This is a genomic window from Pseudomonas sp. 7-41, from assembly GCF_021233075.1.
GTDB lineage: Bacteria > Pseudomonadota > Gammaproteobacteria > Pseudomonadales > Pseudomonadaceae > Aquipseudomonas > Aquipseudomonas veronii.
Window position 1 is genome coordinate 5,191,297 of sequence record NZ_CP089551.1, and the last position, 13,839, is coordinate 5,205,135.

The following is a 13,839-nucleotide window of genomic DNA, read 5'->3' on the forward strand; positions in this document are numbered from 1 at the left end:
CGAGAGAAACATGGACGTCCTCCGCCCAGAAGCCCTGGAACAGATCTATGCCCACGCCAGCCGCAGCTACCCCGAGGAATGCTGTGGCTTCGTCTTCGCCGACGGCAGCGTGTACCTGGGCCGCAATATCCAGAACGAGCTGCACCGCAAGAACCCCGAGATGTACCCGCGCAGCGCGGCCAACGGCTACACCTTTTCCGTGGCCGACACGCTGCTGCTGAACAAGGCACTTCGCAGCGACAACCCGGTGGTGGTGATCTACCACTCCCACCCTGACGTCGGTGCCTATTTCAGCGACGAAGACCAGGACAAGGCGCTGTTCATGGGCGAGCCGATCTACCCCGTCAGCTACCTGGTGGTGGATGTTCGCCAGGGCCAGGCCCTGGGCTCGAAGCTGTTTGCCTGGGATGGCAAGCATTTCGCCCTTCAACCCTTCAACGACCTGCACACGGAGTTGTCCATGAACGCTGTCTCTTTCCCCGACATTCTGGTTCGCGTGGCCAAGCTGCCGGAATCGACCCTTGAGGGCACCGGATCGACATTGCGCGAAGTCATTGAAAACCTCTGCGACAGCCACCCGCAGTTGCGTATGCACCTGTTCCACGAGAACAACAACCAGCTCAAGGAACACTTCCTGTTTACCGCCGAGGAAGCATTGATCGAAGCGGACGACCGGCTACCGGAAAAGGCCAGGATCGAAGTGTTGCTCGCCACCTCCGGCGGCATCGACGTCGACAGCCTGAGCAATGAAGAAGTGCAGCGTTACGTGCGCCATATCACCCTGCCCGGCGTCGGTCGCGAAGGCCAGTTGAACCTGAAAAAAGCCAAGGTGCTGATCATCGGCACCGGCGGCCTGGGCTCGCCCATCAGCCTGTACCTGGCGGCGGCCGGCATCGGCACCCTGGGGCTGGTGGATTTCGATGTGGTCGAGAGCAGCAACCTGCAACGCCAGATCGTCCACGGCAACAGCACCCTGGGCATGTCCAAGGTCGCGTCCGCCAAGCAACGCTTGCAAGACCTCAACAGCCACATCCAGATCAATGCCCACGACACCGCGCTGACCGCCGACAACGCCCTGGAACTGGTCGGCGCCTACGACCTGGTGATCGACGGCACCGACAATTTCGACACGCGCTACCTGGTCAACGACGCCTGCGTGCAGTTGGGCAAACCCCTGGTGTTCGGCGCCATCTACCGTTTCGACGGGCAGATCAGCGTGCTCAATTACAAAGGCGGGCCCTGCTACCGCTGCCTGTTCCCCAAGGCACCACCGGCGGAACTGGCGCCCAATTGCAGCGCTGGCGGAGTGATCGGCGTGCTGCCGGGGGTAGTCGGGATGATCCAGGCGACCGAGGCGATCAAGTTGCTGATCGGCATCGGCGAACCCTTGTCCGGCCGCTTGATGCGCTTCGATGCGCTGGCGATGAAATTCAGCGAGATCCGCTTCAAGCGCCGCGCCGACTGCCCGTGCTGTTCGGAACTGCGCCACAGCGCACCCCTCGCGCCGACAGTCTGCGCCGACGCCGTACCGAGCAAGCCCAGCCTGGCCGAAGAGCGCTACATCAAGCCGCGGGTACTCAAACAACTGCTCGAACGCCACAGCAGCGCCGACGTACTGCTGGACGTGCGCGACGCCAGCGAACTGGAGGTCTGCAAGTTGCCGGGCGTGGTGCATATCCCCCTCGCTGAACTGGACGGTCAGCTCGACAGTCTCAGCCGAGACAACACCCACTACCTGATCTGCTACGCCGGAACCCGCGCCGAGCAAGCGGCCAGCACCCTGCTGGCGGCCGGCTTCGCCAACACCAAAGTTCTGCAAGGCGGCATGAAACATTGGGTTCGCGACGTCGAACCCGATATGCCTTTGTACTGATCACGGCCCTGGGTAACGACCTGATGTTGCATAACTCAATTCTCGACGCCATCGGCCACACACCGATCGTGCGCCTGGCGCAGTTTTCCGAAGACCTCGGCATCGAGGTCTACGCCAAACTGGAATCGCTCAACCCCGGCGGCAGCCACAAGGCGCGCATCGCCTTGGGCATGATCCTCGACGCCGAGCGTCGCGGCGTGCTGATGCGCGACTCCGGGCAAACCATTATCGAACCCAGCGGCGGCAACACCGGCATTGGCCTGGTGATGGCTGGCAACGTGCTCGGCTACAAAGTGGTGCTGGTGATCCCGGATAACTACAGCCCCGAAAAGCAGAAACTGCTGCGCCTGTATGGCGCCAAGGTGGTGCTGTCGGACAGCCGCCTCGGCAACAATTCCCATGGCGAGAAATGCATGGAGTTGCAACTGGAAAACCCCAGCTACGTGATGCTCAACCAGCAACGCAACGGCGCCAACCCGCAGACCCACCGCGACACCACCGCGCCGGAGATCCTCAGCGCCTTCGGTGAGCAGCGCGTGGATTACTTCGTCAGCGGCATCGGCACCGGCGGCCATATCACCGGCATCGGCGAAACCCTCAAGGCCGCCTGGCCGGCCCTGCGCGTGATGGGCGTGGAACCGGAGGAATGCGACCTGCTGAAAAACCAGCACGCACCCCACCATATCCAGGGCCTGTCGATCGGCTTGATCCCGAGCATCCTCAACCTGGACGTGCTGGACGGCATGCTCAAGGTGTCGCGCATGGAATGCCTCGACATGATGAAACGCATCATGCGTACCGATGCCATCAGCCTGGGCCTGTCCTCGGCCGCCAATATGGTGGCCATCGCCAAGCTCGCCCCGGAGTTACCGCCCGAAACGGTGGTGTTGACCATGGTCTACGACAATGCCGACAGCTACCTGCCCAGTTTCGAATAACCGGTTATCCAACCATCCAGAATGCGGGGGTGCCTCCATGGGCGGCTTTATCGACATGCAACATCTGCACGATGAATTGCTTACCCACCTCATCAAGACCCTGACGCCCACGCAGATGAAGCAGCTGGAGCCGCACTTGGCGCCGTTGGTCCAGAGCGCCGCCCAGGCGGTGGCCGAGGACCTGATTGCCTACGCCTACCGCGACCCGGCGTCGCGCGGACGCGGCGAGTTGATCCTGGAATCCTATGCCTCGTTCAAGGCGGTGCTGTTCTACCGGCTGGCGCACCGGGTGTGGCATTTTCCCGACCAGACCAACGGGATGTTTTCGCGCATTGCCCTCAAGCTCAGCAACCAGGGCAAGATCCTCTCCGGCGCGGAGATTCACCCGGCAGCGCGCATCGGTCGGCGCTTTGTGCTCGACCATGGCTACGGCACGGTGATCGGTGAAACCTGCGAGATCGGCAACGACTGCTACATCCTCTGCGGCGTGACCCTCGGCGCTCGCGGCATCGCCAACAACCCCGACGGCAAGCGCCACCCGCGCCTGGGCAACAACGTCGAAATCGGCTCCGGCGCCCGCGTGCTGGGCTACGTGCAGATCGGCGACAACGTGTTCATCAGCCCAGCGTGCGTGATCACCCAGGACGTACCGGCGGGGACCAAGGTCAAGGTGGTCAACCAGATCCAATTGCAAAAGAACGACGAATCGGAGCACAGCAGCTACCTCGGCGCCTTCGCTCTCGATGAGCGCCTGCACGTGGTCGGCGAGATCAACGCCAACCACAAGGTCACGGTGCTGGACGCCGACTTTCACCCGTTGCAGGGGCTGATGCTCGAACCCACGGTGAAAGAACGCCATCACCTGCAATTTCGCCTGCGCCACATCGAAATGGGCGACCGCCTGCCACGCCTGCCGCTGAACCTGAAAGTCTGCGGGCCGGAATTTGAAATCACCCTGCTTTCCCCCCCTGGCTTGAGCGCAATGGTGCGTCACCTGCTGCAAGCCAGCCCATTGATTGTCGGAGGTTGAACATGTCTGTGCACACCATGGAAACCCTGGCGCTGTTTGACAGCGCGCCCTACCAGAACGCCTTCAGCGCCCGGGTGATTGCCGTCAGCGAACACGGCATCGCCCTGGAGCACACGCTGTTCTACCCTACCGGCGGCGGGCAACCCGGCGACAGCGGCCACTTCACCCTGGACGACGGCACGCGCGTGGACATCCTCGGCACGGTGCGCGACCCGGTGCAGCGCTCGATCATCTGGCACCAGGTGGAACACTGTCCCGAGCAGTTGAGCGCCGGGGTCCAGGTGGATGCCAGCCTCGATTGGGAACGGCGCTACCAGCACATGAAAATGCACACCTGCCTGCACCTGCTGTGTTCGCTCATCGACGCCCCGGTCACCGGCTGCAGCATCAGCGCCGACAAAGGGCGACTGGATTTCGACCTGCCGGAAATGACCCTGGACAAAGACAGCATCACCCGCGATATCAACGCGCTGATCGAACAGGCTCATCAGGTGAAAACCCTGTCGATGCCCGCGTCGGAGTACGCAACCCTGCTGCAGATCACCCGCACCCAAGCGGTAGCTCCGCCCGTGATCCAGGGCTCGGTGCGCGTAATTGAAATTGCCGGAATCGATATCCAGCCATGCGGCGGCACCCATGTGATCAACACCGAAGAAATCGGCCGGGTGTTTTGCGAGAAGATCGAGAAGAAGAGCAAGCATAACCGTCGGGTTATTTTGCGCTTTGAATGAATGTTCAGCAGAACGGGGTCGATGCAGGTGCGGGCTTACCGCCCCACATTGACCCGTTTTTCTATCGCTGAACTTAACCCTTCAGCGCTTTGATCTGGTTATTCAGCTGCTCGATTTGCTTCTGCAGTTCGGAAATCACCTTGGAAAATTCAGCCATCATCTGGTCGATGCGTGTGCGAAGTTGCTCATTGTCGCGTGCGAGATCCTCGAGGGTACGAGGCGCCTGGTTTGATTCATCGGACCGGGCCGACGGGTTGCTTTCGTTGGACTGCGCCGCGCCTTGCTTGCCTTGGCCCGAAGAAGCCCCCTGATTGGCCTGACCCTGACCCTGACCCTGACCCTGACCCTGCGCTGCGCCTTGCTTGCCCTGGCCGGAAGAAGCACCCTGATTGGCCTGACCCTGACCCTGACCCTGACCCTGCGCCGCGCCTTGCTTGCCTTGACCGGAAGAAGCACCCTGATTGGCCTGCCCCTGACCCTGCGCCGCGCCTTGCTTGCCCTGACCGGAAGAAGCTCCCTGATTGGCCTGACCCTGACCCTGACCCTGCCCCTGCCCCTGCCCCTGCGCTGCGGGAGGCATCCGGGTCTGGGGAGTATCCGCGCCCAACCTCTTACTCAAATCACCGATCTGGTCTTGAAGCCCTTTAACGACCGAATTGAAACCGGACTCCAACTTATTGAGCCTATCGCCCAGTTGCTTATTTTCGGCAGTCAAGCGCTCAAGGGAGGGAGGAGCATCCCGCCCGGCCCCTTGTGTATTGTCCATACGGCCGCGCGCTTCAGGCGACGTGCCGTTCTGCTTCGCCGCAGGATCACCACGAGTACTGGGGTTCGACGGTGCCGCCTCTTTTCCAGACGCTGCCTTCACCTTGGGGTGCTGCGCAAGCTGGTTCACTTGCTCCTGAAGCTTCATGATTTGCGGCGTTAACTTGGCGACCATCTGATCATATTTTTCGGCCAACTGTTTGTTCTGGCCAGAGAGGTGTTCCAGATGAGCGGGTACCGCGTTTTTTGCCGCAGACGACGCCTTGGCCAGAGGACTGTCAGGTACTCTGAGGCTCTCGTCGGCGCGACGGAGCCTGGCGTTCGGCGACATGTCATAGCCGACGGTGTTGGGCATTGGCGGGCGATTGTTTACGCTATTCATAAAAGGGCCTTTTCAGATTCAGGTGTTTGATCCACAAGCATCGCTTGCCAGATGACCCGCGCCTGCAGGGCATCTGACACCTGATTGGCTTCTATCTGAAAACGGTTCCGAAGATGTAGGACGCATCAATCGCAAAGTATGTCTGTGTCAAAACCTGCCCTTCGCGAGCGTGCGCAACCACGGCGCGTTCATATCACCCATAAATCCACAAAGCGATTCACCGGCGTGGCTTCAAGCCGCGCCTGATCCTTGCACAACGCAAAAATCTCGGCACTGCGCTGGGCCGTAAAGCGCGTCGCCAGGTTGGCCTTGAACTTGTCTTCCAGCAACGGAATACCGTCCACCCGGCGCCGACGATGCCCAATCGGGTACTCCACCGCGACCTGCTCGGTGTGGGTGCCATCGTTGAAGAACACCTGCACCGCGTTGGCGATGGAACGCTTGTCCGCCTCCAGGTATTCGCGGCTGTAGCGGGGCTCTTCGACGATCACCATCTTTTCGCGCAGCTCGTCGAGGATCGGGTGCGCAGCGTGGAACTCATCTTCGTACTGCTCGGCCACCAGCGTGCCGAAGGCCAGCGGCACGGCGGTCATGTATTGCAGGCAGTGATCGCGGTCGGCCGCATTGGCCAATGGGCCGACCTTGGAAATGATCCGAATAGCCGACTCATGGGTGGTGATCACGATGCGTTCGATGTCGTGCAGGCGATCCACAACCTGCGGGTGCAAGGTCACCGCAGCTTCGCAGGCGGTTTGCGCGTGGAACTCGGCGGGAAAGCTGATCTTGAACAGCACGTTTTCCATCACATAGGTGCCGTAGGGTTGGGACAGGCTGAAGGTGCGCTTGTCTTCGGGCTTGAGCGCCAGGTCCTTGTTGGTGTGGCTGAACAGCACATCGTAGAAGCCCCATTGCGGCGCGCTCAACACCCCGGGGATGCCCATCTCGCCGCGCAGCGCGATGTCTGCCAGCCGCACACCGCGACTGGAGGCATCGCCCGCCGCCCAGGATTTGCGCGAACCGGCATTCGGTGCGTGCCGATAGGTGCGCAATGCCTGACCGTCGACAAAGGCGTGGGACAGCGCCGACAGCAGTTGCTCGCGGTTGGCGCCCATCAGCTTGGCGGTGACCGCCGTCGAGGCGACTTTCACCAGCAGCACATGGTCGAGACCGACACGGTTGAAGGCGTTTTCCAGGGCAATCACACCCTGGATCTCGTGGGCCATGATCATCGCCTCCAGCACTGCGCGCACGGTCAGCGGCGCGTCGCCATTGGCCACGCGTCGTTGCGAGAGGTGATCGGCCACGGCGAGGATGCCGCCGAGGTTATCCGAGGGGTGGCCCCATTCGGCGGCGAGCCAGGTGTCGTTGTAGTCGAGCCAGCGCACGATGCAGCCGATGTCCCAGGCGGCCTTGACCGGGTCGAGCCGGAACGACGTGCCCGGCACCCGCGCGCCGAACGGCACCACCGTGCCCTCGACCAGCGGCCCCAGGTGCTTGGTGCATTCCGGGAACCGCAGCGCCAGCAGGCCGCAACCGAGGGTGTCCATCAGGCAGTTGCGCGCAGTGTCTAGCGCGGCTGGGGAGTCGATCCGGTAGTTGAGGACGTAGTCAGCGATGTCCTGCAAAACCTGGTCGTAGTCGGGGCGGGTGTTCTGGTCGACGTTGGCGCTCATGGCTGTTCTCCAAAGTGGGTGGGGGGGGCAGTCCTCGGGCTCACGGTTACTGGAAGCAGATCTTCGATGCCTGCCTTGGAATAGAGACCCCTTGTGGGAGGGGGCTTGCCCCCGATGACGGTGGGTCAGTCAATGAATGTGTCGACTGGTACACCGCTATCGGGGGCAAGCCCCCTCCCACAGGGGATTGGTGTTGGGTTTTAGAACGCGTCGCCTGGGACGCGTACAAAGCCTTCCATCAACACCCGCGCGCTACGGCTCATGATGGCCTTCTTCACCACCCATTCGCCGTTGACTTGGGTGGCTTCAGCGCCGCCCGCCGTCAGCGATGTCCTGCAAAACCTGGTCGTAGTCGGGGCGGGTGTTCTGGTCGACGTTGGCGCTCATGGCTGTTCTCCAAAGTGGGTGGGGGGGCAGTCCTCTGGCTCACGGTTACTGGAAGCAGATCTTCGATGCCTGCCTTGGAATAGAGATCCCTTGTGGGAGGGGGCTTGCCCCCGATGACGGTGGGTCAGTCAATGAATGTGTCGACTGGTACACCGCTATCGGGGGCAAGCCCCCTCCCACAGGGGATTGGTGTTGGGTTTTAGAACGCGTCGCCTGGGACGCGTACAAAGCCTTCCATCAACACCCGCGCGCTACGGCTCATGATGGCCTTCTTCACCACCCATTCGCCGTTGACCTGGGTGGCTTCAGCGCCGCCCGCCGTCAGCGATGTCCTGCAAAACCTGGTCGTAGTCGGGGCGGGTGTTCTGGTCGACGTTGGCGCTCATGGCTGTTCTCCAAAGTGGGTGGGGGGGGCAGTCCTCGGGCTCACGGTTACTGGAAGCAGATCTTCGATGCCTGCCTTGGAATAGAGATCCCTTGTGGGAGGGGGCTTGCCCCCGATGACGGCGGGTCAGTCAATGAATGTGTCGACTGGTACACCGCTATCGGGGGCAAGCCCCCTCCCACATTGGATGTGTATCGAGCCTTAGAACGCGTCGCCTGGGACGCGTACAAAGCCTTCCATCAACACCCGCGCGCTACGGCTCATGATGGCCTTCTTCACCACCCATTCGCCGTTGACTTGGGTGGCTTCAGCGCCGCCCGCCGTCAGCGATGTCCTGCAAAACCTGGTCGTAGTCGGGGCGGGTGTTCTGGTCGACGTTGGCGCTCATGGCTGTTCTCCAAAGTGGGTGGGGGGTCAGTCCTCGGGCTCACGGTTACTGGAAGCAGATCTTCGATGCCTGCCTTGGAATAGAGATCCCTTGTGGGAGGGGGCTTGCCCCCGATGACGGTGGGTCAGTCAATGAATGTGTCGACTTCACACCGCTATCGGGGGCAAGCCCCCTCCCACAGGGGATTGGTGTTGGGTTTTAGAAGGCGTCGCCTGGGACGCGTACAAAGCCTTCCATCAACACCCGCGCGCTACGGCTCATGATGGCCTTCTTCACCACCCATTCGCCGTTGACCTGGGTGGCTTCAGCGCCGACCCGCAAGGTGCCGGACGGATGCCCGAAGCGCACCGCGTTGCGTTCCACGCCGCCCGCCGCGAGGTTGACCAAGGTCCCGGAAATCGCCGCCGCCGTGCCGATCGCCACCGCTGCGGTGCCCATCATCGCGTGGTGCAACTTGCCCATGGACAAGGCACGCACCAGCAGGTCGATATCGCCGGCCTTGATCGCCTTGCCGCTGGAAGCCACGTAGTCCGCAGGCGGTGCCACGAAGGCCACCTTCGGCGTGTGCTGACGCTGGGCGGCTTCGTCCAGATGCTTGATCAGGCCCATGCGCAACGCGCCATAGGCCCGCACCGTCTCGAACATCGCCAGGGCTTTCGGGTCGCCGTTGATCGCGCCTTGCAGCTCGGTACCGGTATAGCCCAGGTCTTGCGCGTTGATGAAGATCGTCGGGATACCCGCATTGATCAGCGTGGCCTTGAAGGTGCCGACGCCCGGCACCTCCAGGTCATCGATCAGGTTGCCGGTGGGGAACATCGAACCACCGCCGCCCTCTTCTTCAGCGGCCGGGTCCAGGAACTCCAACTGCACTTCGGCGGCCGGGAAGGTCACGCCGTCCAGTTCGAAGTCGCCGGTTTCCTGCACCGCGCCGTCGGTGATCGGTACGTGGGCGATGATGGTCTTGCCGATATTGGCCTGCCAGATCCGCACCACGGCCACGCCGTTGCGCGGCACGCGGGCCGGGTCGACCAAGCCCGCGCTGATGGCGAAGGAACCCACCGCCGCCGACAGGTTGCCGCAGTTACCGCTCCAGTCGACGAACGGTTTGTCGATGGCGACCTGGCCGAACAGGTAATCCACGTCATGCTCGGCGCGGCTGCTCTTGGCCAGGATCACGGTTTTGCTGGTGCTCGACGTGGCGCCGCCCATGCCGTCGATCTGCTTGTCGTAGGGATCGGGGCTGCCGATCACCCGCAACAGCAGGGCATCGCGTGCGGCACCCGGGACCTGCGCCGACTCGGGCAGGTCCTGGACGCTGAAAAACACACCCTTGCTGGTGCCGCCTCGCATGTAGGTGGCGGGGATCTTGATTTGCGGTACGTGTGACATGGTTATCCTCTTCAGGCGGTCGCCGCCGATTCCAGGAAGTCCTGGGCAAAACGTTGCAACACGCCGCCCGCCTCGTAGATCGACACTTCTTCAGCGGTGTCCAGGCGGCAGGTCACCGGCACTTCGACACGTTCGCCATTCTTGCGGTTGATCACCAGGGTCAACTGCGCGCGCGGGGTGCGTTCGCCGACCACGTCATAGGTTTCGCTGCCGTCGATCTTCAACGTGTGACGGTCGGTGCCCGGCAGGAACTCCAGCGGCAACACGCCCATGCCCACCAGGTTGGTGCGGTGAATGCGTTCGAAACCTTCGGCGGCAATCGCTTCCACACCCGCCAGGCGCACGCCCTTGGCCGCCCAGTCGCGGGACGAACCCTGACCGTAGTCGGCGCCGGCGATGATGATCAGCGGCTGCTTGCGCTCCATGTAGGTTTCGATGGCTTCCCACATGCGTGTGACCTTGCCTTCCGGCTCGATGCGCGCCAGGGAACCCTGCTTGACCTTGCCGTTCTCGACGACCATTTCGTTGAACAGTTTCGGGTTGGCGAAGGTCGCGCGTTGCGCGGTCAGGTGGTCGCCGCGGTGGGTCGCGTAGGAGTTGAAGTCGACTTCCGGCAGGCCCATTTTCGCCAGGTATTCGCCGGCGGCGCTGTCGAGCATGATCGCGTTGGACGGCGACAGGTGGTCGGTGGTGATGTTGTCCGGCAGCACTGCCAGCGGGCGCATGCCCTTGAGCGGCCGCGCACCGGCCAGCGCACCTTCCCAGTACGGCGGACGGCGGATATAGGTACTTTGCGGGCGCCACTCATACAGCGGCGCGACTTTCGGGCCGGTGTCTTCGTGGATCGCGAACATCGGGATATACACTTTGCGGAACTGCTCCGGCTTGACCGACGCCTTGACCACCGCGTCGATTTCTTCGTCGCTCGGCCAGATGTCTTTCAGGCGGATTTCCTTGCCGTTGGCGTCGAGGCCCAGCACGTCCTTCTCGATATCGAAACGGATGGTGCCGGCAATCGCATAGGCCACCACCAGCGGCGGCGAAGCCAGGAACGCTTGCTTAGCATACGGGTGGATACGCCCGTCGAAGTTGCGGTTACCCGACAACACGGCGGTGGCGTACAAGTCGCGGTCAATGATCTCTTGCTGGATCACCGGGTCGAGCGCACCGGACATACCATTGCAGGTGGTGCAGGCGAAGGCCACCACGCCGAAACCGAGTTTTTCCAGTTCGTGCCCAAGGCCGGCTTCTTCGAGGTACATGGCCACGGTTTTCGAACCGGGCGCCAGGGACGACTTGACCCACGGCTTGCGGCTCAGCCCCAGCTTGTTGGCGTTGCGCGCCAGGAGGCCGGCGGCGATCACGTTGCGCGGGTTACTGGTGTTGGTGCAACTGGTGATCGCGGCAATGATGACCGCACCGTCGGGCATTTGCCCCGGTACTTCTTCCCACTGGCCGGAGATGCCTTTGGCGGCGAGGTCGCTGGTGGCGACACGGGCGTGCGGGTTGCTCGGGCCGGCCATGTTGCGCACGACGCTGGACAGGTCGAAGGTCAAGCCGCGCTCGTATTTCGCGCCCTTGAGGTCGTCGGCCCACAGGCCGGTCTGGCGTGCGTATTGCTCGACCAGGGCGACTTGTGCGTCTTCACGGCCAGTGAGTTTCAGGTAGGCGATGGTCTGCGGGTCGATGTAGAACATCGCCGCGGTGGCGCCGTATTCCGGGGCCATGTTGGAGATGGTCGCGCGGTCGCCCAGGGTCAGTGCCGATGCACCTTCGCCGAAGAACTCGAGCCATGCGCCCACCACTTTCTGTTGACGCAGGAACTCGGTCAGCGCCAGCACCATGTCGGTGGCGGTGATACCGGGTTGCAGCTTGCCCGTCAGCTCCACGCCGACGCTTTCCGGCAGGCGCATCCACGAGGCGCGGCCGAGCATCACGCTCTCGGCTTCGAGGCCGCCGACGCCGATGGCGATCACGCCGAGGGCATCCACGTGCGGGGTGTGGCTGTCGGTGCCGACGCAGGTGTCGGGGAAGGCCACGCCGTCACGCACCTGGATCACCGGAGACATTTTCTCCAGGTTGATCTGGTGCATGATGCCGTTGCCCGGCGGGATCACGTCGACGTTCTTGAAGGCTTTTTTGGTCCACTCGATAAAGTGGAAGCGGTCTTCATTGCGGCGGTCTTCGATGGCGCGGTTTTTCTCGAACGCGTCCGGGTCGAAACCACCGGCTTCGACGGCCAGGGAGTGGTCGACGATCAGTTGGGTCGGCACCACCGGGTTGACCTGGGCCGGGTCGCCGCCTTGCAGGGCGATGGCATCGCGCAGGCCGGCGAGGTCGACCAGGGCGGTCTGGCCGAGGATGTCATGGCACACCACCCGCGCCGGGAACCAAGGGAAGTCGAGGTCGCGCTTGCGCTCGATCAGTTGGCTCAGGGAAGCGTTGAGGGTGGCCGGGTCGCAACGACGCACCAGGTTTTCCGCGAGTACGCGGGAGGTGTAAGGCAAGGTGGCGTAGGCGCCGGGGGTGATTGCATCGACAGCCGCGCGGGCGTCGAAGTAATCGAGGCGGCTGCCGGGGAGCGATTTGCGAAATTCAGTGTTCATCGTCAGGACTCGGTCACGGTGATTACAAAAGGAACCCACTGATCCAGATTTGAAATGCGATTCAAATGTGGGAGGGGGCAAGCCCCCTCCCACCTTTTGACCTCATTTCAATCCTGGAATCGTCGGCCTTCAGCGACGTTCGATTGGCACGAACTTGCGCTGTTCGACGCCGATGTACTCAGCGCTTGGACGGATGATGCGGTTGTTGGCGCGCTGTTCGAACACATGCGCGGCCCAGCCGGTGAGGCGCGAGCACACGAAGATCGGGGTGAACAGCTTGGTCGGGATGCCCATGAAGTGGTACGCCGAGGCATGGTAGAAGTCGGCGTTGGGGAACAACTTCTTCTGCTCCCACATGACCTTGTCGATGGCTTCGGAGACCGGGAACAACACTTTGTCGTCCACTTCTTCGGCGAGCAGTTTCGACCAGCCCTTGATCACTTCATTACGCGGGTCGCTGTCTTTGTAGATCGCGTGACCGAAGCCCATGATCTTGTCCTTGCGCGCCAGCATGGCGAGGGTGCCGTCGACGGCGTCCTCGGCCGACAAGAAGCGCTCGATCATTTCCATCGCCGCTTCGTTGGCGCCGCCGTGCAGCGGGCCGCGCAGCGAACCGATGGCGGCGGTGATGCACGAATACAAGTCAGACAGGGTCGACGCACAGACACGCGCGGTAAAGGTCGACGCGTTGAATTCGTGCTCGGCGTACAGGATCAGCGACACGTTCATCACTTTGACGTGCAACTCGCTCGGCGCCTTGCCGTGCAGCAGGTGCAGGAAGTGACCGCCGATGGAAGGTTCGTCGGTCACACAGTCGATGCGTTTGCCGTCATGGCTGAAGCGGTACCAGTAGCACATGATCGCCGGGAAGGCAGCGAGCAGACGGTCGGTGACATCGCGCTGTACGCTGAAGTCCTGCTCCGGCTCGAGATTGCCGAGGAACGAGCAACCGGTACGCATCACGTCCATCGGGTGGGCGTCGGCCGGGATGCGCTCGAGCACTTCCTTGAGCGCCTGGGGCAGGTCACGCAGCTTGCTCAGCTTGGCGCTGTAGGCAGCCAGTTCGGTCTTGGTCGGCAATTCGCCGTACAGCAGCAGGTAGGCGACTTCTTCGAACTGCGCATCAGCGGCCAGTTCGCGCACGTCGTAGCCGCGATAGGTCAGGCCGGCACCGGCCTGGCCCACGGTGGACAGTGCGGTCTGCCCGGCCACCTGGCCACGCAGGCCAGCGCCGCTCAGTACTTTTGCTTCAGCCATGGTTACTCTCCAATTTTGTAGTTATCCGGGAGGCG

The 13,839-nt window shown here is 62.5% G+C and carries 9 protein-coding genes and 3 pseudogenes; 4 read left to right on the top strand and 8 right to left on the bottom strand.

The window, feature by feature from the left end; genetic code table 11:
• Positions 1-10 precede the first annotated feature (10 nt).
• From moeB to LQ249_RS23455, 4 genes are read left to right on the top strand one after another with little or no spacing between them, the layout of a single operon-like run.
• Positions 11-1,873, top strand: a complete 1,863-nt coding sequence (gene moeB / locus LQ249_RS23440) for a molybdopterin-synthase adenylyltransferase MoeB (protein WP_079444510.1) — start codon at positions 11-13, stop codon at positions 1,871-1,873.
• A 23-nt stretch (positions 1,874-1,896) separates the two neighbouring features.
• Positions 1,897-2,811 carry a PLP-dependent cysteine synthase family protein gene (locus LQ249_RS23445; RefSeq protein ID WP_046385199.1) on the top strand — a complete coding sequence of 305 codons (915 nt, stop codon included), beginning with the start codon at positions 1,897-1,899 and terminating at the stop codon, positions 2,809-2,811.
• Positions 2,812-2,848: 37 nt separating this feature from the next.
• Positions 2,849-3,841: a serine O-acetyltransferase gene (locus LQ249_RS23450; protein ID WP_046382420.1), complete on the top strand. Its 993-nt coding sequence runs from the start codon at positions 2,849-2,851 to the stop codon at positions 3,839-3,841.
• A gap of 2 nt (positions 3,842-3,843) precedes the next feature.
• On the top strand, positions 3,844-4,572 hold the full coding sequence (locus LQ249_RS23455; protein WP_104902640.1) for an alanyl-tRNA editing protein: 729 nt from the start codon (positions 3,844-3,846) through the stop codon (positions 4,570-4,572).
• Between the two features lie 73 nt (positions 4,573-4,645).
• Here the strand turns inward: LQ249_RS23455 and LQ249_RS23460 are convergent, their stop codons facing one another.
• The 8 genes and pseudogenes from LQ249_RS23460 to prpC all read right to left on the bottom strand — a co-directional run bounded on the left by LQ249_RS23460 (position 4,646) and on the right by prpC (position 13,804).
• Positions 4,646-5,719 (bottom strand): hypothetical protein, encoded by a 1,074-nt coding sequence (locus LQ249_RS23460; protein ID WP_232565934.1) that lies wholly within the window; start codon positions 5,717-5,719, stop codon positions 4,646-4,648.
• 188 nt (positions 5,720-5,907) lie between these two features.
• The gene (gene prpD / locus LQ249_RS23465) at positions 5,908-7,392 is read right to left on the bottom strand and encodes a 2-methylcitrate dehydratase (protein ID WP_169881335.1); all 1,485 of its coding nucleotides are present in this window, start codon (positions 7,390-7,392) and stop codon (positions 5,908-5,910) included.
• A gap of 200 nt (positions 7,393-7,592) precedes the next feature.
• Positions 7,593-7,706: pseudogene (locus tag LQ249_RS31550) on the bottom strand (PrpF domain-containing protein); the annotation flags it as partial.
• Between the two features lie 272 nt (positions 7,707-7,978).
• Positions 7,979-8,092: pseudogene (locus LQ249_RS31555) on the bottom strand (PrpF domain-containing protein); the annotation flags it as partial.
• Positions 8,093-8,365: 273 nt separating this feature from the next.
• A pseudogene (locus LQ249_RS31560) lies at positions 8,366-8,479 on the bottom strand (PrpF domain-containing protein); the annotation flags it as partial.
• A gap of 271 nt (positions 8,480-8,750) precedes the next feature.
• Positions 8,751-9,941, bottom strand: coding sequence for a 2-methylaconitate cis-trans isomerase PrpF (prpF, locus tag LQ249_RS23485; protein WP_017848471.1), 1,191 nt, complete (start codon positions 9,939-9,941; stop codon positions 8,751-8,753).
• Positions 9,942-9,952: 11 nt separating this feature from the next.
• On the bottom strand, positions 9,953-12,547 hold the full coding sequence (acnD, locus tag LQ249_RS23490) for a Fe/S-dependent 2-methylisocitrate dehydratase AcnD (protein WP_046382417.1): 2,595 nt from the start codon (positions 12,545-12,547) through the stop codon (positions 9,953-9,955).
• A 129-nt stretch (positions 12,548-12,676) separates the two neighbouring features.
• Positions 12,677-13,804: a bifunctional 2-methylcitrate synthase/citrate synthase gene (prpC, locus tag LQ249_RS23495; protein ID WP_046382416.1), complete on the bottom strand. Its 1,128-nt coding sequence runs from the start codon at positions 13,802-13,804 to the stop codon at positions 12,677-12,679.
• Positions 13,805-13,839 lie beyond the last annotated feature (35 nt).

Bases quoted from the DNA above. Each gene is read 5' to 3' on its own strand.
- prpC (WP_046382416.1), bottom strand. From the start codon at position 13,804: ATGGCTGAAGCAAAAGTACTGAGCGGCGCTGGCCTGCGTGGCCAGGTG.
- prpD (WP_169881335.1), bottom strand. From the start codon at position 7,392: ATGAGCGCCAACGTCGACCAGAACACCCGCCCCGACTACGACCAGGTT.
- LQ249_RS23450 (WP_046382420.1), top strand. From the start codon at position 2,849: ATGGGCGGCTTTATCGACATGCAACATCTGCACGATGAATTGCTTACC.
- LQ249_RS23460 (WP_232565934.1), bottom strand. From the start codon at position 5,719: ATGAATAGCGTAAACAATCGCCCGCCAATGCCCAACACCGTCGGCTAT.
- LQ249_RS23445 (WP_046385199.1), top strand. From the start codon at position 1,897: ATGTTGCATAACTCAATTCTCGACGCCATCGGCCACACACCGATCGTG.
- acnD (WP_046382417.1), bottom strand. From the start codon at position 12,547: ATGAACACTGAATTTCGCAAATCGCTCCCCGGCAGCCGCCTCGATTAC.
- moeB (WP_079444510.1), top strand. From the start codon at position 11: ATGGACGTCCTCCGCCCAGAAGCCCTGGAACAGATCTATGCCCACGCC.
- LQ249_RS23455 (WP_104902640.1), top strand. From the start codon at position 3,844: ATGTCTGTGCACACCATGGAAACCCTGGCGCTGTTTGACAGCGCGCCC.
- prpF (WP_017848471.1), bottom strand. From the start codon at position 9,941: ATGTCACACGTACCGCAAATCAAGATCCCCGCCACCTACATGCGAGGC.